This is a genomic window from Agrobacterium sp. 22-223-1, from assembly GCF_053522385.1.
The window spans coordinates 257,896-279,936 of sequence record NZ_JBNWCN010000006.1; the positions used below are offsets into that span (position 1 = coordinate 257,896).

At 59.3% G+C, this 22,041-nt stretch carries 26 protein-coding genes; 7 read left to right on the forward strand and 19 right to left on the reverse strand.

The annotated features are described in order from the left end of the window. The first annotated feature begins 104 nt into the window (after positions 1–104). The 3 genes from phbB to bfr all read left to right on the forward strand — a co-directional run bounded on the left by phbB (position 105) and on the right by bfr (position 1,859). A complete protein-coding gene (phbB, locus tag ACQZ60_RS22095) occupies positions 105–830 on the forward strand; it encodes an acetoacetyl-CoA reductase (protein ID WP_003520276.1) in 726 nt (241 codons plus the stop codon). A gap of 266 nt (positions 831–1,096) precedes the next feature. Continuing rightward, on the forward strand, positions 1,097–1,408 hold the full coding sequence (locus ACQZ60_RS22100) for a (2Fe-2S)-binding protein (RefSeq protein WP_003505234.1): 312 nt from the start codon (positions 1,097–1,099) through the stop codon (positions 1,406–1,408). Beyond that, entirely contained in the window at positions 1,374–1,859 is a 486-nt protein-coding gene (bfr, locus tag ACQZ60_RS22105) for a bacterioferritin (protein ID WP_003520274.1), read from the forward strand. Before ACQZ60_RS22100 ends, bfr begins: the two co-directional genes overlap by 35 nt. Positions 1,860–1,901: 42 nt before the next feature. On the opposite strand, the gene ACQZ60_RS22110 is transcribed toward bfr, so the two are convergent. The 14 genes from ACQZ60_RS22110 to rplU form a co-directional block, all read right to left on the reverse strand. Continuing rightward, entirely contained in the window at positions 1,902–2,414 is a 513-nt protein-coding gene (locus tag ACQZ60_RS22110; RefSeq protein ID WP_020811992.1) for an RNA pyrophosphohydrolase, read from the reverse strand. Positions 2,415–2,460: 46 nt separating this feature from the next. After that, complete coding sequence (locus tag ACQZ60_RS22115; protein ID WP_020811991.1) at positions 2,461–3,660, reverse strand: divergent polysaccharide deacetylase family protein; 1,200 nt, start codon at positions 3,658–3,660, stop codon at positions 2,461–2,463. A 62-nt stretch (positions 3,661–3,722) separates the two neighbouring features. Beyond that, complete coding sequence (locus tag ACQZ60_RS22120) at positions 3,723–5,051, reverse strand: S41 family peptidase (RefSeq protein ID WP_035265249.1); 1,329 nt, start codon at positions 5,049–5,051, stop codon at positions 3,723–3,725. Further along, complete coding sequence (locus ACQZ60_RS22125; RefSeq protein WP_035265283.1) at positions 5,041–6,438, reverse strand: murein hydrolase activator EnvC family protein; 1,398 nt, start codon at positions 6,436–6,438, stop codon at positions 5,041–5,043. Before ACQZ60_RS22125 ends, ACQZ60_RS22120 begins: the two co-directional genes overlap by 11 nt. A 159-nt stretch (positions 6,439–6,597) precedes the next feature. Further along, positions 6,598–7,080: a 23S rRNA (pseudouridine(1915)-N(3))-methyltransferase RlmH gene (gene rlmH, locus ACQZ60_RS22130; protein ID WP_035265250.1), complete on the reverse strand. Its 483-nt coding sequence runs from the start codon at positions 7,078–7,080 to the stop codon at positions 6,598–6,600. Between the two features lie 159 nt (positions 7,081–7,239). Beyond that, positions 7,240–7,683, reverse strand: coding sequence for a ribosome silencing factor (gene rsfS, locus ACQZ60_RS22135; RefSeq protein WP_035236703.1), 444 nt, complete (start codon positions 7,681–7,683; stop codon positions 7,240–7,242). Positions 7,684–7,796: 113 nt separating this feature from the next. Further along, a complete protein-coding gene (locus ACQZ60_RS22140) occupies positions 7,797–8,381 on the reverse strand; it encodes a nicotinate-nucleotide adenylyltransferase (protein WP_051671949.1) in 585 nt (194 codons plus the stop codon). A gap of 42 nt (positions 8,382–8,423) precedes the next feature. Beyond that, positions 8,424–9,710 (reverse strand): glutamate-5-semialdehyde dehydrogenase, encoded by a 1,287-nt coding sequence (locus ACQZ60_RS22145; RefSeq protein ID WP_035265253.1) that lies wholly within the window; start codon positions 9,708–9,710, stop codon positions 8,424–8,426. Then, entirely contained in the window at positions 9,703–10,872 is a 1,170-nt protein-coding gene (proB, locus tag ACQZ60_RS22150; RefSeq protein WP_035265256.1) for a glutamate 5-kinase, read from the reverse strand. The genes ACQZ60_RS22145 and proB overlap by 8 nt, the downstream gene beginning before the upstream one ends. Then, positions 10,869–11,939: a GTPase ObgE gene (obgE, locus tag ACQZ60_RS22155; protein ID WP_035265258.1), complete on the reverse strand. Its 1,071-nt coding sequence runs from the start codon at positions 11,937–11,939 to the stop codon at positions 10,869–10,871. Before obgE ends, proB begins: the two co-directional genes overlap by 4 nt. A 168-nt stretch (positions 11,940–12,107) precedes the next feature. Next, positions 12,108–12,701, reverse strand: a complete 594-nt coding sequence (locus tag ACQZ60_RS22160; RefSeq protein ID WP_035265260.1) for a GNAT family N-acetyltransferase — start codon at positions 12,699–12,701, stop codon at positions 12,108–12,110. Next, positions 12,698–13,330, reverse strand: a complete 633-nt coding sequence (locus tag ACQZ60_RS22165) for a GNAT family N-acetyltransferase (protein ID WP_003505256.1) — start codon at positions 13,328–13,330, stop codon at positions 12,698–12,700. The genes ACQZ60_RS22160 and ACQZ60_RS22165 overlap by 4 nt, the downstream gene beginning before the upstream one ends. 131 nt (positions 13,331–13,461) lie before the next feature. After that, positions 13,462–13,731 (reverse strand): 50S ribosomal protein L27, encoded by a 270-nt coding sequence (rpmA, locus tag ACQZ60_RS22170; RefSeq protein WP_003492686.1) that lies wholly within the window; start codon positions 13,729–13,731, stop codon positions 13,462–13,464. Between the two features lie 40 nt (positions 13,732–13,771). Beyond that, the gene (rplU, locus tag ACQZ60_RS22175; protein ID WP_003492690.1) at positions 13,772–14,086 is read right to left on the reverse strand and encodes a 50S ribosomal protein L21; all 315 of its coding nucleotides are present in this window, start codon (positions 14,084–14,086) and stop codon (positions 13,772–13,774) included. A gap of 330 nt (positions 14,087–14,416) precedes the next feature. Between rplU and ACQZ60_RS22180 the strand changes: the two genes are divergently transcribed. Further along, positions 14,417–14,857 (forward strand): metallopeptidase family protein, encoded by a 441-nt coding sequence (locus tag ACQZ60_RS22180; RefSeq protein ID WP_003520258.1) that lies wholly within the window; start codon positions 14,417–14,419, stop codon positions 14,855–14,857. Positions 14,858–14,876: 19 nt separating this feature from the next. Here ACQZ60_RS22180 and ACQZ60_RS22185 read toward each other — a convergent pair whose 3' ends face one another. Both ACQZ60_RS22185 and ACQZ60_RS22190 read right to left on the reverse strand, forming a co-directional pair. Beyond that, positions 14,877–15,083, reverse strand: coding sequence for a DUF1737 domain-containing protein (locus ACQZ60_RS22185; RefSeq protein WP_019565981.1), 207 nt, complete (start codon positions 15,081–15,083; stop codon positions 14,877–14,879). Next, positions 15,080–15,991: an HpcH/HpaI aldolase/citrate lyase family protein gene (locus tag ACQZ60_RS22190; RefSeq protein ID WP_020809818.1), complete on the reverse strand. Its 912-nt coding sequence runs from the start codon at positions 15,989–15,991 to the stop codon at positions 15,080–15,082. Before ACQZ60_RS22190 ends, ACQZ60_RS22185 begins: the two co-directional genes overlap by 4 nt. A gap of 110 nt (positions 15,992–16,101) precedes the next feature. Between ACQZ60_RS22190 and ACQZ60_RS22195 the strand changes: the two genes are divergently transcribed. The 3 genes from ACQZ60_RS22195 (at position 16,102) to leuB (ending at position 18,438) form a co-directional block, all read left to right on the forward strand. Beyond that, positions 16,102–16,332: a hypothetical protein gene (locus tag ACQZ60_RS22195; protein ID WP_020809819.1), complete on the forward strand. Its 231-nt coding sequence runs from the start codon at positions 16,102–16,104 to the stop codon at positions 16,330–16,332. A 166-nt stretch (positions 16,333–16,498) separates the two neighbouring features. After that, positions 16,499–17,104 carry a 3-isopropylmalate dehydratase small subunit gene (gene leuD / locus ACQZ60_RS22200; RefSeq protein WP_020809820.1) on the forward strand — a complete coding sequence of 202 codons (606 nt, stop codon included), beginning with the start codon at positions 16,499–16,501 and terminating at the stop codon, positions 17,102–17,104. 221 nt (positions 17,105–17,325) lie between these two features. Then, complete coding sequence (gene leuB, locus ACQZ60_RS22205; RefSeq protein WP_448736126.1) at positions 17,326–18,438, forward strand: 3-isopropylmalate dehydrogenase; 1,113 nt, start codon at positions 17,326–17,328, stop codon at positions 18,436–18,438. Here the strand turns inward: leuB and ACQZ60_RS22210 are convergent. The 3 genes from ACQZ60_RS22210 to cobA all read right to left on the reverse strand — a co-directional run bounded on the left by ACQZ60_RS22210 (position 18,419) and on the right by cobA (position 21,993). Continuing rightward, a complete protein-coding gene (locus ACQZ60_RS22210; protein ID WP_448736127.1) occupies positions 18,419–19,669 on the reverse strand; it encodes a cytochrome-c peroxidase in 1,251 nt (416 codons plus the stop codon). The genes leuB and ACQZ60_RS22210 overlap by 20 nt on opposite strands. Positions 19,670–19,891: 222 nt before the next feature. Further along, entirely contained in the window at positions 19,892–21,208 is a 1,317-nt protein-coding gene (locus tag ACQZ60_RS22215) for a cobyrinate a,c-diamide synthase (protein WP_448736128.1), read from the reverse strand. Further along, positions 21,205–21,993, reverse strand: coding sequence for a uroporphyrinogen-III C-methyltransferase (gene cobA, locus ACQZ60_RS22220; protein ID WP_448736129.1), 789 nt, complete (start codon positions 21,991–21,993; stop codon positions 21,205–21,207). The genes ACQZ60_RS22215 and cobA overlap by 4 nt, the downstream gene beginning before the upstream one ends. Positions 21,994–22,041 lie beyond the last annotated feature (48 nt).

Sequence of the window (22,041 nt, forward strand, 5' to 3'; positions counted from 1 at the left end):
TTGGCCGCATTTCTGTGGCCGGTGAGCACGACGAACAAGTTCTGCAAGATATGGAAGCATCCTCGCATATGCAGGCGCTTCAATGACAGGTCATGGAGGCCGATATGAGCCGGGTTGCGTTGATTTCCGGCGGGACGAGCGGCATAGGCGCCGCAATCGCCCGCGCCCTGCAGGCGGCCGGCTACCGGGTGGCCGTCAATTACGCCTTCACGACGGACAGGGCGGAAGCATTCCAGAAAGAAACCGGCATCCCCGCTTTTCAGTGGGACGTGCGCGACTATGACGCCTGCGTCAATGGCATAGCCAGGGTAGAAGAGACCTTCGGTCCCGTCGAGGTGCTCGTCAACAATGCCGGCATCACCCGCGATGCGATGTTCCATAAAATGTCGCCGCAGCAATGGCGCGAGGTGATCGACACCAACCTCACCGGCGTGTTCAACATGACCCACCCCGTATGGCCGGGCATGCGCGACCGCGGCTTTGGCCGCATCGTCAACATCTCCTCCATCAATGGCCAGAAAGGTCAGGCGGGACAGGCCAATTATTCCGCCTCGAAAGCGGGCGATATCGGCTTCACCAAGGCGCTCGCCCAGGAAGGCGCCAGCCGCAATATCACCGTCAACGCCATCTGCCCCGGTTATATCGGCACGGAGATGGTGAGAGCTATACCGGAGAAGGTTCTGGCTGAGCGGATCGTGCCGCAAATTCCCGTTGGACGGCTGGGTGAGCCGGAAGAAATCGCGCGCTGCGTTCTGTTTCTGGTTTCCGACGAGGCGGGTTTCATCACCGGTTCGACCATGACGGCCAATGGCGGACAATATTTCGCCTGAGGCCGTTGATCCTGCCTTCCTGGCCGCCTGAACTCAGTAAACTTTCCGTGATCGCAGCTTCGATAATTTTGCCGCGCACAAAAACTTGAAGATGAAACACTGGAATGACGCGCATCCTAAACTAATGAAAATACGATAGTTTTTGTATAGTTTAGAATGAGTCTAGAAAATCCTTGGCGACTCATTAAGAGGTTTTTCTTGACATTTGCTGTCCTGTTTTGGTTTAAGAACGAAAACAACGTGTTGCGTCATACAGGCAGTCCATCATGCTGGTTTGCAGCTGCAATTACATCACCGATCACGATATCCGGGACGTCATCAACGAGCTCCTCGACGAGGACTGTTGGCAGCTCATCGTTCCTGCAAAAGTGTATCACGCCATGGAAAAACGCGGTCGCTGTTGCGGCTGTTTCCCCACCGTTGTCGACCTGATCATCAAAACCACCGAAGAATATCATGCCCGTCGCCACTCGACTGAGGCCGATGTTTTTGATTTTATGTCCCGCCTGAAACAATTCCATGAAGAGAACAGGAGAGCGGACATTGAAAGGCGACAAAAAAGTCATCGAGCGGCTTAACGAGGCCCTTTTTCTCGAACTCGGTGCGGTAAACCAGTACTGGCTTCACTATCGTTTGCTGGAAGACTGGGGCTACACGAAGCTCGCCAAAAAGGAACGTGCTGAATCCATCGAGGAAATGCAGCACGCCGACAAGCTGGTCGCACGCATCATCTTCCTTGAAGGCCATCCCAACCTTCAGACCGTCGCGCCCCTGCGCATCGGCCAGAATGTCAAGGAAGTTCTGGAATCCGACCTCGCCGGCGAATATGACGCCCGCACCTCCTACAAGAAATCGCGTGATATCTGTTATGAGGCCGGAGACTACGTCTCCATGAAGCTTTTCGAAGAACTGCTGATCGACGAGGAAGGCCATATCGACTTTCTCGAAACCCAGCTCGAACTGCTCGGCAAGATCGGCGAGGAAAAATACGGCCAGCTCAACGCCGATTCCGCCAACGAAGCGGAATAAGCACTGGCGACAGGACAGAAAAGGCGGCCTTGGCCGCCTTTTTTATTTGCCGGAAAGGTGCTGGAACTCCGCCACGACCTGCTCGTATACCGCGCGCTTGAACGGCACGATGAGCTCCGGCAGGCTTTCCATCGGCTTCCAGTCCCATGCGTCGAATTCGGCGGTGTGCCCGGTCGGCGGCGGATCGATCTGGATCTCGCTTTCGTCGCCTTCGAAACGGAACGCAAACCAGCGCTGCGCCTGCCCGCGATATTTGCCCCTGAGGCCGATACCGATCAGTTCAGGTGGCAGGTCATAGTGAATCCAGTCGCTCGCCTCCGCAAGCAGGCTCACCGTTTTCATGCCTGTTTCTTCGTAGAGTTCGCGAATGGCGGCCGTCAAAGGCCGCTCACCGTCATCGATGCCGCCCTGCGGCATCTGCCACAGATGCGGTGAGCCATCATATTCGGAATTGCCTTCCTTGATGCGCCTGCCTGCCCAGACAAGCCCTTCGGCATTCAACACCATAATTCCCGCACAGGGACGATAAGGCAAATCTTCTGCTTTGATTGTCATGGGAAACCCGCACTGTCTGAGCGCCAGAAATGGCCGCACGCAAGGTTTACTGCCCTGCCTGCCCGGAAACAAGCGCAGAAACACCGACAATCTCGATGCCGCGCCCACCAGCCTCGCGCGACCATTTGGAGATCGCGGCAACGCTTTCATCGAAAGCCGAAGCAACGCCGATCGCCTGGCCGTTCCGCCGTGCAATTCGTTCCAGTTCGTCCAGCTTGCGCAGAATGGCAGCTTCGGTGACTTCGCCGTCGAGCAGAATATCGGCAAAACCCTGTGGCGCGGAAATCGCCTTGGCAATGCCGCCGCTCAGCGACTGCGCCGAAGAGCCGTCATCCAGAAACAGCAGGCCACGCTTGCCGATGTCGCGCATTACCGGCTCCAGCGCCGCCTGCTCGGCAAGGAAACGCCCGCCGAGATAATTCATGATGCCGGTGTAATTGGTGATCTTCGCCATGGAGCGATGCAGCCGGTCGATGTTGACCTTGGCGGGATCACCCGCCAGCAGGGTGTCCGGGCCGGGATTGGTGCCGGGGTAACCGAAAGGCTCAAGCGGTATCTGCAGAAGGATTTCATGTCCCTGTCGGCGCGCTTCCTGCATCCAGCGCTGCAGGCTGTTGCCGCTGGCGGCAAAACCGAGCGTCACCTCCGGCGGCAGCTCCCGGATCGCTTTTTGCGACCCCGTCTGGCTGAGACCCAGCCCGCCGACCACGATCGCCACCCGGGTGCCGCGTGCGCCAGACCAGGGCCGCGCATATTGCTCCATCGGCAGCAAACCGTCCGCACCGACAACCGGCAATCTGCCGAATGCAGTTTCTTCCAGCAGTTCCTCATTGGGTCGCGTCGCCATGCGCGGATCCTGACCATAGGTCTGGCCGCTCATCAGCACCGGCCCATCACCCTCGCGAGGGCGGGGAGAGTAAACCGATACGACATTGCCATCAGGCATTGTCTCACGATTAATGTTGGCGCCGGAGCGCCCGCTTTGCGGCTGCAGAGCGGCAGCGTCAGCGGGCGCCGTTGCCTTGGCCGCTGGGGTTTCAGGTGTCTTTTCGGCAAGCTGAGGCTGTGCATCCGGCCCGCTCGCCGTCTTCTGCAAATTGCCGGGCGAAAGCGCCGTATAGACGGACAGGCCGCCGATTGAGAAAACCGCAAGCACCGACAGAGCCATAATGACGGAAAAGCGCCGGTTGATACCGGCGCCTTTTTTCTGACGACCCAGAAGTGGTTTTCGCAGGTCCGAAGGCAATGAACGATCCGTCCAAACGGTTGGGCAATAGATGGAATGCGCCGGCTGACCGGCGCACTATCTTACTGCTTGTTGACCACAGCCTTTTCCGGGTTCGGCGGGAAAGACGGATCCGTCTTGGTGCCGCGCAACAGGTCCAGAGCATAGTTGAGCTGGATGTCGTCCTTGGCTTCCGGCGGAACATAAGCGGAGGAACCCGAACCTTCGTCGGTTTCGCTCTGGCCCTTGATGTGGCCGGAAAGACCGGATTCACCTTCGGTGGTCACCTTGCCCTGCAGCTCGGGCGGCAATGGCTGCTCCACCTTGATGTCAGGCTCAATGCCCGTACCCTGGATCGATTTACCCGACGGCGTGTAATAGAGCGCCGTGGTCAGGCGCAGCGCGCCCGCCTCGCCGAGCGGAATGATCGTCTGGACCGAACCCTTGCCGAAGGAACGCGTGCCGACCACGGTGGCACGGCGCAGATCCTGCAGGGCGCCGGCAACGATTTCCGAAGCCGAAGCCGAACCGCCGTTGACGAGCACGATTACCGGCTTGCCATCGGTCAGATCGCCTGCCGTCGCGTTGAAGCGGCGGGTCTCGTCGGGGTTACGGCCACGGGTCGAAACGACCTCGCCACGTTCGAGGAAGGCGTCGGAGACATTGATCGCCTGATCGAGCAGACCGCCCGGATTGAGGCGAAGGTCGAGCACATAACCCTTCAGCTTGTCGGCCGGCACGTCCGCCTTGATCTTCTTGATCGCCTTTTCGAGATCGTCATAGGTCTTCTCGGTAAAGGAGATGACGCGCAGATAACCGACATTGTCGCCCTCGACGCGGGACTTCACCGCGCGAACGGCAATGACATCGCGCATGACGGTGAATTCGAGCGGCTTGTCGGCGCCCTGGCGGATGATCGTCAGCTTGATCGGCGTCTTGACCGCGCCGCGCATCTTTTCTACCGCCTGCTCCAGCTTCAGGCCACGAACCGGCGTACCGTCGATTTCCGAAATGAAGTCGCCGGCGAGAATGCCTGCGCGGGAAGCCGGTGTATCGTCAATCGGCGTAATGACCTTGACGAGCTCGTTCTCCATGGTCACTTCGATGCCGAGACCGCCGAATTCACCCTTGGTCTGGGTGCGCATGTCGTTGGCATCCTTGGCATTCATGAAGCTCGAATGCGGATCGAGCGAACTCAGCATGCCGTTGATGGCGTTTTCCACCAGCTTCTCGTCATCCGGCGGCGTCACATATTGTGCGCGCACGCGCTCGAACACATCGCCAAAGATCGACAGTTCCTTATAGGTCGAAGGCCCGGCCGCCTGTGCCGGCATGCTCGCCGAATAAATCACGCTCATCGCCGTGGCGCCCATAAGCCCACCGATAAGGAGAAGCGAAACCTTACGAATCATTGTGCGCCCTTCCGGTATTTTTTGCGGTCCACCACGGTTGAGAATCAACCGGTACACCATCTTTCCTGAACTCAATGTAGAGCGTTGGCCTGTCGGTTTCCAGCGCCAATGCTGCTGCACTCGCTACTCTTTTTGCACCCATGGAGGCGATGGGCTCTCCGGAGAACACGAACATTCCCTGCCGCGTCCTCACATTGTCCATGCCCGTCATCACCACATGATATCCATCACCCGTATTGAGGATAATCATCCGGCCATAACTGCGAAAATCTCCGGCAAACACCACGAAGCCGTCTGCAGGCGCCGTCACGATGGCTTCCGGTCCGCTCGCGACGACAATTCCCTTGGAAAAGTGGCCCGTTCCATCCGCATCGCCGAAGCGCCGCAGCACCTCGCCCGCAACCGGAACCTCCAGCTTTCCCTTCAAACTCGCGAAGGGATATGCGGGCGCAATACGGTTTTTATCAGGCATTCCAGCCTCGGCCGCGGCCCGCTCCTTTTCGCGTTCCGCCTCCGAAAGACGGGCCAGACGCTGCTCTTCCGCCCGCGCCTTTTCCATCGCCTCCCGCACCGAGGTAATCTCGCCTTCAAGCGAACTGACCAGCCCCTCGAGGCTCGTCGCCTTGCTCGCAAGCTCTTCGGATCGCTTGCGTTCCGCCTCCAGCTCTGTCGCCGTCTGGGTATTCTTGCGATCGTTTTCGACAATCAGCAGGTCGAGACGTTTTTCCTCTTCCAGACTTGCCGTCATCATACCCGTAAGATCGTCCTTTTCGCGAGCGATTGCCTGCCTCAGATCAGTCAATTCTTTGAGAGCGGCGACCAGCTTGTCGGTTTCACCGCGAATGCCGGGCACGACAGCGCCGAGAAGAATGGCGCTTCGCACGGACGCCAGCGCATCCTCCGGCGAGACGAGAAGGGCGGGGGGCGGGTTTCGGCCCATGCGCTGCAACGCCGCCAGAACCTCCGCCAGCACGCCGCGCCTCTCACGCAGCGACGCCTTGACGCCATCCTCGCGCACCGAAAGCTTGGCCAGGCGATCCTCACCGTCGCTGATCTTGGTTTCCAGCGCCTTACGCCGGGCAGCCGATGCGATCAGCTCTTCCCGGATGCGGGCGCTGTCCTGATTGAGGGAGGCGATGCTTTCCTCAAGCTTCCTTGTCTTGTCTTCCGAAAGACCGATGCTGTCGACCAGCTCCTCCAGATCCTGCCGGTTCTGGTCGCGGCGCTTCTCCAGCGTTTGCAGCGCATCCGGCGACGAATCATCGCCTGCGGCCGGAACGGCGCCCGCATCGTCCCGCGAATAGGTCGGACCGATGCCCATGACGAAAGCAGCAATAACCGCGCCCGCAAGGGCAGCGTGCCGTTTTCGTTGAGGCCTGTTGTCCATGTGAACTTTCTTTGATGCCGAAGCAGAAGCGCCGATATTAGGGATTTTGCCGCGATCTTCCAAGAGGCCCTGGAAAGGCCGCCGCCAAAGCCGTGCGCTGTCAGCGGTGTCGCGGAGCTTCATGTTGAAATTGAGACAATTATCCGAATCGAAACCCGATCAAACGCGATGATAGGGATGACCGGAGAGGATCGTGACAGCGCGGTAAAGCTGCTCGGCGATCAGGATACGAACGATCTGATGCGGCCATGTCAGCTTGCCGAGATTGAGAACGGCCGTCGCCTTGTCGTAAAGCGCGGGATCGAGCCCATCGGCTCCGCCTATGGCGATCACGAGGTCTCGCTTGCCGCTATCGCGCAGATCGCCAAAAAATGAAGCGAAGGCAGGACTATCAAGCGCCTTTCCGCGCTCGTCCAGCAGCACGAGGGCAGCACCATCGGCCAGATGTTTCTCCAGCATCGCGGCTTCTTCGCGCTTGCGGGTCTCCGCATTGGAAGCGCGGCTTTCGGCAACCTCGATCACCCGCGAAAACTCCAACCCGATCGCCGGGCCGGTCTTTGCCAGGCGCTCGATATAACGGGCCGCAAGATCCTTTTCGGGGCCGGATTTCAGCCGTCCCACCGCAAAAATTGAAATCCGCATCGCAAACCTGCATTCGTCGTGACCCAACAGGATCACGCTCTTAACAGCATAGCCTGCGGATTCCTATGCGGCCGGTCTGATTTCCGGCCAGAGGCACCGTTTCCGAAGTCAGATATGATCTTCGGCAAAAGCGATGCACTCGCTCAAAGGCTCACCGCATCAATGCAGCGTCTCTTCCGGCATGTCCGGCGTCGCCCACATTTTTTCAATGTTGTAGAAGGCGCGGATTTCCGGGCGGAACACGTGAACGATGATGTCGCCGGTATCGATCAGCACCCAGTCTCCGGTCTCGAGACCTTCGACGCGGGCGTTTCCGAACCCTTCATCCTTCATGTCCTTGAGAAGATGCTCGCAAATCGCCGAAACATGCCTGTTCGACCGCCCGGAGACCACGACCATGTAGTCCGCAAGCGCCGATTTTCCGGCAATGTTGAGAGAGACGATATCTTCAGCCTTGGAGTCCTCGAGGCTCGCGAGGACGGTTTCGAGGGCATGGCCGGCGGCATCGGCGCCACTGTCCTGGCCCTTCGGGATAGCAACAAATGCTCTTCCCTTGGCGTGTACTGTTGTCAGAGGTTTTCCTTTCCAAGAATGACAAAACAGGTACTGGCGACGCGATTCTCTGCGTCACATAATGAAGGTGGCATCAAAGCATTAACTTTTCAAGATATGGACCCTTCGACACCCGGCACATACATCATTTGTGATCGAAGGCGTCATTTACGACCGTTGCGAAGCGCCGTGGAGCTGAGCGTGGAGCGCGGACCGTGAATGAAAACCCAGGCAGGGGCCGCTTTTTTCCACAAAACGCCAGCATCGTCCTCATCCACCCGTGCATGGCTGAAGGCCTGCGCCATGGTGGAGGAAAGATAAGAGAGCGTGGAGCCTGGCCGATCGATCACGGCAATCGGGAATGTCTCGGCGATCCGCCGCCATTTCTGCCACCGATGGAAGCTTTTCAGATTGTCCGCTCCCATGATCCAGACGAAACGGACATGCGGATTCTTCGCCTTCACCTTGGCAAGCGTATTGGCCGTATAGCTCATCCCCAGTGATTTTTCGAAGGCCGTCACCTTGATGCGCGGGTCGTGGACCAGCTTTTCGCAGGCGGCGATACGATCTTCCAGAGACGCCAGCTCCGAACGGCTTTTCAGCGGGTTGCCCGGTGTGACGATCCACCAGAGCTGGTCGAGACCGAGCCTGCGCAGCGCAATCTCGGCCACAAGCGCGTGACCCGCATGCGGCGGATTGAAAGAACCACCGAACAGGCCGACGACCATGCCGCGCTCCACATGCGGCATGGTGAGATAACGTCTGTCGAGGCGCTTGTCAGCCGGCAAATATCAGGTCCGTGTCTGGCCGGTGCCATGCACCCGGTATTTGAACGAGGTAAGCTGCTCGACGCCGACCGGGCCCCGCGCATGCATCTTGCCCGTGGCAATGCCGATTTCAGCACCCATGCCGAATTCGCCGCCGTCCGCGAACTGCGTCGAGGCATTATGCAGTAGAATAGCCGAATCGAGTTCGTTGAAGAAACGCGCGACCACATCGGGATCCTCGGCGATCACCGCCTCGGTGTGGTTGGACGAATAGGTGCCGATATGTTCGATCGCGCCCGAAATACCCTCCACCACGGCGACGGAAATGATCGCATCGAGATATTCGGTGCGCCAGTCCTCTTCCGTTGCTGGCGTGAGACCCGCCACCACATCGCAAACGGCCTGCGAACCGCGTACTTCGCAGCCGGCTTCGATCAAGGCTTTGACGAGCGGCGTAAGATGCGTGGAAACGGCAGCGGCATCCACCAGCAACGTTTCGGCCGCCCCACAAATACCGGTGCGGCGCATCTTGGCATTGACGACGATACGTTTCGCCATGTCGACATCGGCCGATTTGTCGATGTAGACATGACAAATGCCTTCCAGATGCGCGAAGACCGGCACACGGGCTTCCGACTGTACCCGCGCCACGAGGCTTTTGCCGCCGCGCGGCACGATGACGTCAACCGTGCCGTTCAATCCACTCAGAAGCGCGCCGACAGCGGCGCGATCGGTCACCGGCACCAGCTGAATGGCATGCTCGGGAAGACCGGCGATCTTCAGGCCTTCCACGAGGCAGGCATGGATAGCACGCGATGAATGTTGCGAATCCGAGCCGCCGCGCAGGATGACGGCATTGCCCGCCTTGAGGCACAAAGCGCCGGCATCCGCCGTCACATTCGGTCGGCTTTCGTAAATCACGCCGATGACGCCGAGCGGTGTGCGCACGCGCTCGATCTTCAGCCCATTCGGACGATCCCAGGCGGCGATGACTTCACCGACCGGATCGGGCAGCGCCGCAACCGAACGGATGCCTTCGGCAATACCGGCGATCCTTGCATCGTTGAGGGTCAATCTGTCCACGAAGGAAACGGCAAGGCCTGCGCTTTCCGCGGCGACCAGATCTTTCCTGTTGGCGGCAAGGATCGCATCCCTGGATGCCTCGATGGCGGAGGCCATGGCAAGCAGCGCGCGGTTCTTCTGGTCTGTGCCGGCGATGGACAACGGTCGCGAAGCAGCTTTCGCCTGAGCGCCGATGGTCATCATCAACGCGTCAATATCATGGCTCTGCTTCACGGCCTGTTCAGGCATGGACCTCATCCTTCTTTGCATTTTTAACTTTGATGGCAGCGCCCGTCATCACCAGATCGTCACGATGAATCATGGCCGCCCGCCCGACATAACCAAGGATCGCCTCGATCTCGTTGGACTTGTGACCGATGATAAGACGCGCCTCTTCAGCATCGTAACCCGCAAGACCACGAGCGACTTCACGGCCTTCCGCACCGATAATGGCGATTGCATCACCACGGCCGAAATTGCCCTTCACCAGTCGCACACCCGCCGGAAGCAGGCTTTTTCCGGCATAAAGAGCCTTTTCCGCACCGGCATCCACATGGATTTCGCCGGCCGGCTGCAATTGCCCGGCAATCCAGGTCTTGCGCGCCGTCACCGGCGTACCTGAAGGCGCAAACCATGAGGAGCGCGCGCCGTTTTCAATAGCCTTCAAAGGATTAAGCGTCTTGCCGGAAGCGATGATCATGCCGCAGCCGGCAGCGGTCGCGATCTTGCCCGCATCGATCTTGGTGCGCATGCCGCCGCGTGAAAGCTCGGATGCCGCACCGCCTGCCATGGCCTCGATTTCGGGCGTAATATCGGCGATCGTCTCAAGGAATTTCGCGTCGGGATCGAGATGCGGCGGAGCCGTGTAAAGCCCGTCAATATCCGAAAGCAGCACCAGAAGATCGGCGCCGGTCATGGTCGCCACACGCGCCGCCAGACGGTCATTGTCACCATAACGGATCTCGGTGGTCGCCACGGTATCGTTTTCATTGATGATCGGGATGGCGCCGATCTTCAGCAACTGGTTGATGGTGGCGCGCGCATTGAGATAACGGCGACGCTCTTCGGTATCGGAGAGCGTCAGAAGAATCTGGCCAGCGACGATCTCATGCTGCGACAGGCTTTCCGACCATGCCCGCGCCAGCGCGATCTGGCCGACAGCCGCCGCCGCCTGGCTTTCTTCCAGCTTCAATGCACCGGAAGGCAGGCCAAGCACGGTGCGGCCAAGCGCGATGGCGCCCGAAGACACAACCTGTACATCCGCACCGTTTTTCTTCAGCGCGGCGATATCCTCGCAGATGGCGTCGAGCCAGTCTTTCTTGAGACCGGTCTTCCGGTCCACCAGAAGCGCCGATCCGATCTTGATGACGATCCGGTGATGGCTCGCCAGCGGCTTGCGCGTCAGGCTCATAGACGGTCGTCCTCTTCCTCGGCCTCGCTGTCCTCATGCGGCATCGACCGGTCGGGCAGGGCGGTTTCGCCACCATTGCTCGCCGAGACGATGACATCGCGAAGGGCGCGCAGCGCTTCCGTCATGCCGATATGGGCAGCAGCGGAGAGAAGTAGCGGGGGACGACCGCAGGCCTTCTCCAGTTCCTTGGCCTTCTTTTTCAGCTCTTTTTCATCCAGCACGTCGATCTGCGACAGCGCCACGATTTCCGGCTTGTCGGTCAGCCCGCCGCCATAGGCGTCCAGCTCGGCCTTAACAGTCTTATAGGCCTTGCCGACTTTCTCCTCCTGCGCGGAAACGAGATGCAGAAGCACGCGGGTACGCTCCACATGGCCAAGGAAACGGTCACCGATGCCCACACCCTCATGCGCGCCTTCGATGAGACCGGGAATATCGGCCAACACGAATTCACGGCCATCGATGGTCGCGACGCCCAGGTTCGGATGAAGGGTGGTGAAGGGATAGTTGGCGATCTTCGGCCGCGCACGGGTGACCGTCGCAAGGAACGTGGATTTACCCGCATTGGGCAGACCGACGAGACCGGCATCGGCGATCAGTTTCAGGCGAAGCCAGACCGTCTTTTCCTCGCCGGCAAGGCCCGGATTGGCATGGGTGGGCGCCTGATTGGTCGACGACTTGAAATAGGCATTGCCGAAACCGCCATTGCCGCCGGCGGCAAGACGAAAGCGCTGGCCTTCCTTCGTCAGATCGACGATCAGCGTTTCATTGTCTTCCTCGAATATCTGCGTACCGACGGGTACCTTCAGCACCACATCCGAACCCTTGGCGCCGGTGCGGGTCTTGCCCATGCCGTGCTGTCCGATGGAGGCCTTGAAATGCTGCTGGAAACGGAAGTCGATCAGCGTGTTGAGGCCGTTGACCACCTCAACCCAGACATCGCCGCCGCGTCCGCCATCGCCACCGTCAGGACCGCCGAATTCGATGAATTTTTCGCGCCGGAAGGAAACGGCGCCCGCGCCACCGTCACCGGACTTGATATAGACTTTTGCTTCATCGAGAAATTTCATCGGACTGCCGTTCTGTCGGTTTGCGGACGCAACAATCTTGCCATTGCGTCGAACAAAAATATCGTCGTTTCGAATACAAGCGCTTCTCCGCAAGGTCAAAGACTATCGTGCGGGAAGCCCATGCGCGAGACAAGGCCGGTTTGGATCAAACCGGCCTTGCAATGCTCCTCAAGTACGATGCGGCTGAATGAAATCCTCAGCCGTGATCTTCGTACCGATATGCGCCACCATGGCGGCGCGCGCCGTGGCGTAGACCTGATGGCAACCGGTCACCCGGAAGCCGAGTTTTTCCTGCACGCGCAGCGAAGCGGGATTATCCGCAAATACGCCGGAGTGAAGGGCCACTCCGGGCATACGGCGGAAGAACCGCTCGACCACGGCGGCCACCGCCTCGGTCATGTAACCCTTGCCCCAGTAGAAGCGGTTCAGCCAGTAGCCGAGATGCCACTCGCCGTGCCGCAATTCCACCGAGACGACACCGATCAGGGTATCGTCGCCGCTGGTAATGGCGAAATCCCAGTCGGGCAGGGTGCCGGAGGTGCGCAAGACCAGCCATTCCAGCGCATCCTGCTTGTGGTAGGGCGCCGGAACGCGGGCCAACATTCTGGTCACGGCGAAATCGCCAAGCGATTCCGCAATGCTGCCGGCATCGGAAAGCCGCTGCGGCCGCAGCACCAGACGCTTTGTCTCGATGACAGGGCAGGGGCCGGGCGGCGCTACGGCAGTGGCGGCGCGGCGACGGGTAAGCTCTATCGTGCTCATCCCATATCCCCCCAGCTCTTCAGCGAAACCCAGGTCTTGCGGTCCAGCCTGTACCATTCGACCGGCACCATGCCGCCAAGCGCCAGAGAACCGACCATGCCGGAGCCCTGGAACTGGAAACCGCATTTCTGGATGACGCGGCGCGACGCGATGTTGGTGACCCGGCAACGGGCATCGATCTGGTCGATTTCACGCGTGCGGAAGGCCATGTCGATCAGCGCATGCGCGGCTTCCGTCATGTAACCCCGGTTCCAGTAGGGTTCCCCCAGCCAGTAACCGATTTCCAGCGTCTTTTCGTCTTCCTGGGGTTCGAGCGCGCAGCAGCCCAGAAACTCGCCATTGTCCATGCGGGTAATCGCATAGACGCACTTGCCAATCTCGCCAGCTTTGGAGCGTCGCACAAAATCCGCGGCGTCTTTGGCCGTGTAAGGGTGCGGCATACGCGACACCATGGTCGCAATATTGGCATTGTTGGCAAGATGGGCAAGGGCGTCGATGTCTTCTTCGTGAGGCTTGCGCAAAACCAGCCTCTGCGACAGTAAAACGGGGCAATCGCTCCTCGACCGATCGGGCCTCGGCCGTTCCTCGGGTGACCGTGATTGGTCAACCCTCAACAATTCAGCTTGCATGGTTCAGTCCCTCCTTGGGGTTAAAGAAAAAGGGGAGTTGGGTGGTGCCCCATCTCCCCTGTTTTCTTGACTGAACCTGATACGTCTCAGCCGGGTCGATGGGACACCGGCTGCATATGACGCTTACCGGCTTATTCTGCGGCTTCCGCTTTCGGGGCCACGGATACGAATACGCGGCCATTGGCCTTCGTACGGAAGTTCACGTTACCTGCGGTCAGTGCGAAAATCGTGTGGTCCTTGCCGATGCCAACATTGGCGCCCGGATGCCACTGCGTGCCGCGCTGACGCAGAATAATGTTGCCTGGAATGACAGCTTCGCCGCCGAACTTCTTTACGCCAAGGCGCTTGGATTCGGAATCGCGACCGTTACGCGAGGAACCGCCAGCTTTTTTGTGTGCCATTGGAGTTCTCCTTTAAACCTTGTTTCCCGTGTCGCGCCGATCAGGCAGCAACGATGTCCGTAATGCGGACGACAGTGTGATGCTGACGATGGCCGCGCGAACGCTTGGAGTTCTGACGACGACGCTTCTTGAAGGCGATGACCTTCTTGCCGCGATTGTGCTCGACAACTTCAGCCTTGACGATGGCGCCCTTCACGAAGGGAGCACCGAACTTGGCGTCGGCGCCTTCGCCAACAACGAGAACTTCGGTGAATTCTACAGTTGCGCCTGCCTCTGCTTCCAGCTTTTCGATGGTCAGCACGGCGTCGGCCGCTACGCGGTACTGCTTACCGCCGGTCTTGATGACTGCGAACATTTTTTATCCTTTCATGTTCGTTCCGGCTCTGCCCGCAAATGCAAGCTGGCCGTCTTTTTATCAGTCGGAGTAGCGGAAATCCGTCAGGACTGAATGCCCCTTTGAATGTCTGCCGGTGAAGCCGCCTTTTGAAGGGCGGAATAAACAGAAGGCGCACTACGCCATCAATTTGGGTGCCGATTACGCGAGACGCCCGTTTATGTCAAGATGACGACGGCTTGAAAAGTAACTGTAACGCCAAGAATTTCATGCTTTTTCGGCGGGTGAAGCAGTCGGGTCTCGAAATTTGTCCAGCAAGTGTTTATATGGGCCTTCCAACAAGGAGCAGAAATGGCCCGCATAGACCAGACCGACGATTGGCGGGACCGCCATGCGCCGACACTTTCCGCCTTCGAGTCGCTTGCGATCGAGGCATATGGCCACCTGCCGGAAGAATTTCGCGCGCTGACGAAAGATCTCATCATCGAGATCGCCGATTTTCCGACCGATGACGTGTTCGAAGACATGGCGCTCGAAACACCCTTCGATCTTCTCGGACTGTTCGAAGGACGCGGCATCTCCGAACGTTTCACCATGGAAACGGGCGAGATGGTGAACCGCATCACGCTTTATCGCCGTCCGATTCTCGACTACTGGGCCGAGAACGAGGAGACGCTGGGCGATATCATCACCCATGTCCTCATCCACGAAATCGGCCACCATTTCGGCCTGTCGGACGACGACATGGAGCGGATCGAAGAAAGCGCCGACGAGGCCGCCGCCGATCGCTGATCGGGGCGGCTAGCACCGCTCACTGCTCGCCGAGCTTCATATCCGGATGGTATTCCTTGCCCTCGACCACCTTGGTCACGGCCTGGCCGCAATGCATGATGCCGCTTGCGGCATTGAAGGCATAGCTCGGTGAGCCGGCCAGTTCCCAACCCTTGTTCAACGCCTCGGTGACCCGGTGACAGAATTTCGCGTCGTCGGGACCGGTTATGAAACGATAGACCTTCACGTCTTATTTGCCTCTCTTTGTGCGATGATATCGGCCATGGCGACCAGCCTCTCGGCCTGCCCCACATGCAGCCGTTCGATCATCCGACCGTTCATGTTGATGACGTTCAATTCCACAGATTCCGGTTTTGCGAAAGCGGCAATGATCTCGCGGGCTTCCGCAACAGCGGCATCGTCCGGGGCAAAGCGCCGATTGGCCGGCTCGATCTGGGCCGGATGGATCAGCATCTTGCCATCGAAACCCATGGCGCGACCCTGCTCACATTCGGCTTCGAAAGCGGCGATATCGCGGAAATCGTTCGAGACGCTGTCGATGACATCCAGACCATAGGCACGGGCGGCAAGCACCACCTGCATCATCCAGGGTACGAGATAAGTGCGTCCGGGAAGGGCTGGAACCCGCGTTTCCTTGCGCAGGTCGTTGAGCCCGATGAGAAAAGCCGAAAGCCGCGCATCCGGCGTATGGGCAGCGTCAGCAATTGAGGCGGCATTCAGGACACCAAGCGGCGTTTCGATCATCGCCCAGATTTTCAGGTGCTCCGGCACATCCGCCTCGGCCAGAAGATCAGCCACCTCGTGAATATCGGCCGGCTGCTCCACCTTCGGCAAAAGAATTGCATCCGGCCGGCAGGAAAGCGCAAGCTGCAAATCCGCCTTCCCATCCGGCGTGGAAAGCGGGTTGATGCGGATAATGGTCTCGCCCGCTGCAAAAGGCGCTTCCGAAAACAGCTTTTGCAGATTGTCCCGCGCCTCGTCCTTCATCCCGGGTGCGACCGAATCCTCCAGATCGAGGATCACCCCGTCACAATCGAGATCGCGGATTTTTTCCAGTGCCCGGACATTGATGGCCGGCACGGAGAGCAACGAACGACGTGGTCTCACAAGAATATTTTCGGAAAAGTTGACCATGCCGCACTTGTGTCAAGCTTTTGTGACATCTGCAAGCTGACAATCCACTGAATCCTCTTGCAAGCCGGAAGAAGAAGGCCCACATTCGTCTGGATAGAAAGGTTTGGATCATGCAAGGCATACGTTCGTTTTTCATCGCCGCATCCGGCATTGCAATTCTGGCGATAGTCGCCCTGTTCACCGCGTCGCTCACGGTCGCTTTCATCGGCGTGCTCGCGGTTCTCAGTGCTGCTCGCCTGCTTTCCGCGCGTCTGAAGCCGGCCCCCATTCCGGTCAAGCCCCGTAACCAGCGCGATATGCGCGTCTGGAACGACGGTAAGGGCACGATTATCGATCTCTGAGATCGTCTCAAGTCGGCAAAAATGCCAGAGCGCCGCGCACGGCGTACTGAAGAATGCGGGTTTGCGCTTCTAAAGTGATGAGTTTTGCAGTATTTCCCGGCAGAACACGTCCGGTGAGCTTTAACCAGCCCCGGATTTTGTTGAAGGGAAACACGGGAAGCGACAGATGGAAAAATTCACCAAGCTGACGGGCGTTGCCGCGCCCATGCCGGTGGTCAATATCGACACCGATATGATCATTCCGAAAGACTATCTGAAGACCATCAAGCGCACCGGCCTCGGCAAGGGCCTCTTCGCCGAGTCGCGTTATCTCGAGGATGGTTCGCCCAATCCGGATTTCGTACTGAACAAGCCCGCCTACCAGAACGCCCAGATTCTTGTCGCGGGTGACAATTTCGGTTGCGGCTCTTCGCGCGAACATGCGCCATGGGCGCTTCTCGATTTCGGCATCCGCTGCGTGATCTCCACCAGCTTCGCCGACATCTTCTACAATAACTGTTTCAAGAACGGCATCCTGCCGATCGTCGTCAGCCCCGAGAACCTCGAAAAGTTGCTGGACGATGCGTCGCGCGGATCGAATGCCGTTCTCTCCGTCGATCTGGAAAGTCAGGAAATCAGCGGCCCCGATGGCGGCACGATCACCTTCGAGATCGATGAATTCAAGCGTCACTGCATGCTGAACGGTCTGGACGATATCGGCCTGACGCTCGAACATTCGGGCGCTATCGACACGTTCGAAAAGGCAAACGCCTCGGTCCGCCCCTGGGCCTGACCACATTTCTGCTCTTCAAAAAAGCCGATCCCGTACCAAACCGTACCAGATCGGCTTTTGCTTTGCTTGAAAAGCCCTTGAGGCGGAGATAAGAGACCTCCCATCCCGTCCGGCTGCGACACGATTTGCCATGTGCAGGACGGAATGAGTTTGACGCCGCGCTCGCCGCAATCGAAAACCCTTCAGGATGTTTTTCGGCGCGCCGCCCAAGGAGGGTTCTCATGACAGTTCGTTCGCTTTTCCTGCTGCCCGGTGACGGTATCGGCCCCGAAGCCATGGCCGAAGTTCGCAAGCTGATCGATTATATGAACAGCGCGCACAATGCCGGCTTCACCGTCTCGGAAGGTCTGGTCGGCGGCTCTGCCTATGACGCGCATGGCGTGGCGATTTCCGATGCGGATATGGAAAAGGCGCTTGCCGCCGATGCGATCCTGTTCGGCGCCGTCGGCGGCCCGAAATGGGATGGCGTGCCCTACGAGCACCGCCCGGAAGCCGGCCTGCTGCGTCTGCGCAAGGATCTCGAACTTTTCGCCAATCTGCGCCCGGCCATCTGCTACCCGGCACTTGCCGCAGCCTCTTCGCTGAAGCCGGAACTGGTCGAAGGCCTCGATATCCTCATCGTCCGCGAGCTAACGGGCGGCGTTTATTTCGGTGAGCCGAAGCAGATCATCGATCTCGGCAACGGCCAGAAGCGCGGCATCGACACGCAGATCTACGACACTTTCGAAATCGAGCGCATTGCCAGCGTCGCTTTCGAACTGGCCCGCACCCGCGACAACCGCGTCTGCTCGATGGAAAAACGCAACGTGATGAAATCCGGCGTTCTGTGGAACCAGGTGGTCACCGAAACCCACGCCGCCAAGTTCAAGGACGTTCAGCTGGAACATATGCTGGCCGATGCCGGCGGCATGCAGCTGGTGCGTAAGCCCAAGCAGTTCGACGTGATCGTCACCGACAACCTCTTCGGCGACATGCTCTCCGACGTCGCCGCCATGCTCACCGGCTCGCTCGGTATGCTGCCCTCCGCTTCGCTTGGCGCGCCTGACGCCAAGACCGGCAAGCGCAAGGCCATGTATGAGCCGGTCCACGGTTCGGCCCCGGATATTGCCGGAAAGGGCATCGCCAACCCCATCGCCATGATCGCGTCCTTCGCCATGTGCCTGCGTTATTCATTCAACATGGTGGATAAGGCGACGAAGCTCGAAACGGCGATCGCAAACGTGCTCGACAAGGGCATCCGCACCGCCGACATCATGGCCGAGGGCAGCCGTCAGGTCGGCACCTCCGAAATGGGCGATGCGGTTCTCGCCGAATTCAAGGCGCTTTCGGCGTAACGCTTGACGAAACCGGCTGGGCAGGCGGCGCGTTCGCCTGCCCATCTTCCTTCGGCAGAAGATGCTCGTATCTTTTGTCGGTCAGCGTCTTCAGAAAGGCGACGATGGCGTCCACACGCTTGTCGTCCAACGCCGGCGCGGATGTCAGTTCCGTCATGGCGATGTTTTCAGGCACTTCCGGCGCATCCCACGTCTTGCCCGTTTCCGGATTGATCTGGCGGCTCGGCTTCTTGCTTTTATATTTCACGTAAAACAGCACCACCGTGCGCAAATCCTTAAACACGCCATTGTGCATGTAAGGACCGGTGACGGCGACATTGCGCAGCGTTGGCACCTTGAACTTGCCACGCTGGGCAGCATCGCCGGCAACTTCAGGATTTTGCGCCAGCCCCAGATCGATCGCGCCCGGCTTGGAGCCGTTCACGGCCCGAACCGATATATTGGCGGGAACGCCGATGTTGAAATATTTGTGGTTGGTGAAGAGGCCGTCTTCCAGGCCCTTGGCGCCGCGGATTTCGTGGCAGGTATTGCAATTGGTAAATTGCGTCGAGGAGATCAGGACCCGACCCAGCTCTTCCTGATCGGTCAGCTTCTCCTCGCCGCGCAGGAAGCGGTCATATTTGGAATCGAAGGTGGAGAACTCATCCGAGCGCTCAAAGCTCGCCAGCGCCTTCGTCATCGCGGCATAGGCGGTATCGTCGCTTTCAAAAACATCCTTGCCGAACTGCGTGCCGAAAGCCGCGACATAATCCGGGTTTTCCCTGAGCCGTTTGACGACCGAGGCCTTGTCCGGCATGCCCATTTCGAGGGGATTGAGCGGCGGACCACCCGCCTGATCTTCCAGAAGAGAGGCGCGGCCATCCCAAAACTGCCCGCCGACATATTCTCCCGCCGCATTCCTGCCGAAAGGCGGCGTGAAGCGAGCATAAGCCGCAGTCGGCGCGTTGCGGTCACCCAGTGAAATGCCGTCATCGCCAAGCGATACATCCCGCCCCACCTTGTCGCTCTCCCGCGCATCGGAAAAACCGGCGGCCTGCATATGGCAAGTGGAACAGGCCATGGTGCGGTTCATCGAAAGACTGGGATCGTCGAACAGTGCCGCACCGAGCTTTTCCAGCGTCGCATAGTCTTCACCGCCGTGGGCAGCCATACCATCGACACCGGTGCCCAAGGGGGCCAGCAGAATGGATGCGGCAAGAGCAGCGGAGACAAAAAATCCGGGTTTCATCATTGGTAGGCACGCTCGATATAAATGCGCGAGAGCAGGTTCGGACCGGGACATATGAAGCGGCTTTCGGTCCCACCGCGCTTCATCGAACATGGATCACGGGAGATAACTCCGCTCTTCCATGCCCTATAAAGAAATCTATAGCACTTTCCCGTGATCCAAGCCTACAAACTTTCGCAGCTTGGTCCACTTTGCCGCAGGTCCGCGGACCAAACCCGGAAACGATCAACAGCCTCTGGCGATGGCATGGAAGAAGGTACCCGAGACAAAACCTCTTCTGCCACCTGATGGCCCGAGCGGACGACCCTGCCCGTCAGCAATCTGGGCGAAGGGCTCATCGCGACCGGGATCGGTAACCCGCGCATAGTGGAACTCATGGCCGCGCAGAACATCCCCCGCCATGCCGAGCGGTCCGCTTGCCGCGATTGTTGCCTGCCGGTAGCCGAGATTCATCTTGCGCGTCGCAAAGCTGGTGGCATGGGACAGAAGCCCGGTCATGGCATGGGTCACGCCATCCGCATCTTCCAGCGCTTCGCCGAGCACCATGTAACCGCCGCACTCGCCATGAACGGGCTTTGTCGCGGCAAAGCGGGCAAGGCCGGCCTTGAAGCCAGCCGCATCCGCAAGCTTTCCGGCAAAAAGCTCGGGATACCCTCCCGGCAGCCAGCAAATATCGCAGCTCCCGTCAGGCGCCTCATCCGCGAGCGGGGAGAACGGCACGATCTCGGCCCCGGCCGCCTGCCAATGCTTCCTGAGATGCGGATAAAGGAAAGTGAACGCCGCATCCTCCGCCAGCGCGATGCGCTGGCCGGGCGGTGCAATCGCCACATCCACCGAGCCGGAAGACACATTCACCGGCGCGGCGAGAGAAAGCAGTGCATCGAGATCGATGGATTTTTCCATCGCATCCGCCAGCCGTTCGATATGCGCATCGATCTCCGGATGCTCGCTGGCCTGCACCAGCCCCAGATGCCGTTCGGGCAGGATGAGCGACGGATCACGCAGCACGCAGCCGGCAACGGGAAGGCCGATTTTTTCGATGGCTTCCGTGCACAGCGTCCGGTGTCTTTCGCTGCCCGCCCGATTTAGCACCACCGCCGCCATGGTAACGGCTGGATCGTAGTGAGCAAAACCATGGGCGACGGCAGCAGCCGTCTGCGACTGGCCGGACACATCCAGCACCAGCAGCACCGGAATTCCGAACAGCCGCGCCAGATCCGCCGCCGAACCCGTGCGATTTTCCGCAACCGGAATACCGTCGAACAGGCCCATGGCGCTTTCGATCAGAACGAGTTCCGCATCCTCGGTCTGCTGCAAAAACAGGTGCCGCAGCAATTCCGGCCGCATGGCCCAGCTATCCAGATTAAGACCCGATGTGCCGGTGGCGAAGGCATGGAAACCGGGATCGATGTAGTCAGGCCCCGTCTTGATGCCGCGCACATTGATACCGCGTCGGGCAAAGGCCCGGAGCAGGCCGATGGTCACACTGGTCTTGCCGGAACCCGAACGTGGCGCACCGATGATGATCGCCCGCACCGTCATGAGCCGGAAACTCCAAGACGCGCCCGCATCGAAACAATCTCGCCGATAACGATCAAAGCCGGCGCTTCGAAATTTTCCCGCTTTGCATCGTCAGCTATGCTTTCCAGCGAGCCGATGAAAATCCGCTCCTGCGCCGTCGTTGCCGACATGATGACGGCGACCGGCGTTTCGCCGGAACGACCGCCCTGCATCAAAAGGCTGGCAATCGTGCCGATATTCTTGAGCCCCATATAAACGACGATGGGTTCGCGTGTTTTCGCCAGCGCCAGCCAGTCCAGATCCTCTTCGGTGCCCGCCGCGTGGCCCGTGGCAAGAGTTATGGCGCGGCTGATGCCGCGCATGGTGGCGGGGATGCCGGCGGAAGCGAGCGCGGTGAACGACGAGGTCATGCCCGGCAATATGCGAAACGGAATGCCGGCATGGACAAGCGCCTCCGCCTCTTCGCCGCCGCGCCCGAAAATAAACGGATCGCCGCCCTTCAGCCGCAGCACCTTTTTGCCTTGGCCGGCGAAATCGATCAGTGAAGCGGTAATATCATCCTGTGTCGCAGAGGGCTTGCCACCCCTTTTGCCCGCAAACACAATCTCCGCCTGCGGACCAAGCGCTATGACTTCGTCGCTCACCAGCGCATCACGCACGATGATATCGGCCTGAGACAGCGCGAGCGCCACTTCCAGCGTCAGATAACGCACATCGCCCGGCCCTGCGCCCGCGAGCCAGACGTGACCGGCTTCGAAGACCGGACCTTTTGCGGCAATGCTGTTCAAAATCTGCGCTATCGACATTCTTCTTGGCTGCTTTTTAACGATGACGGAAAAAGCCGTCCCGGCTAT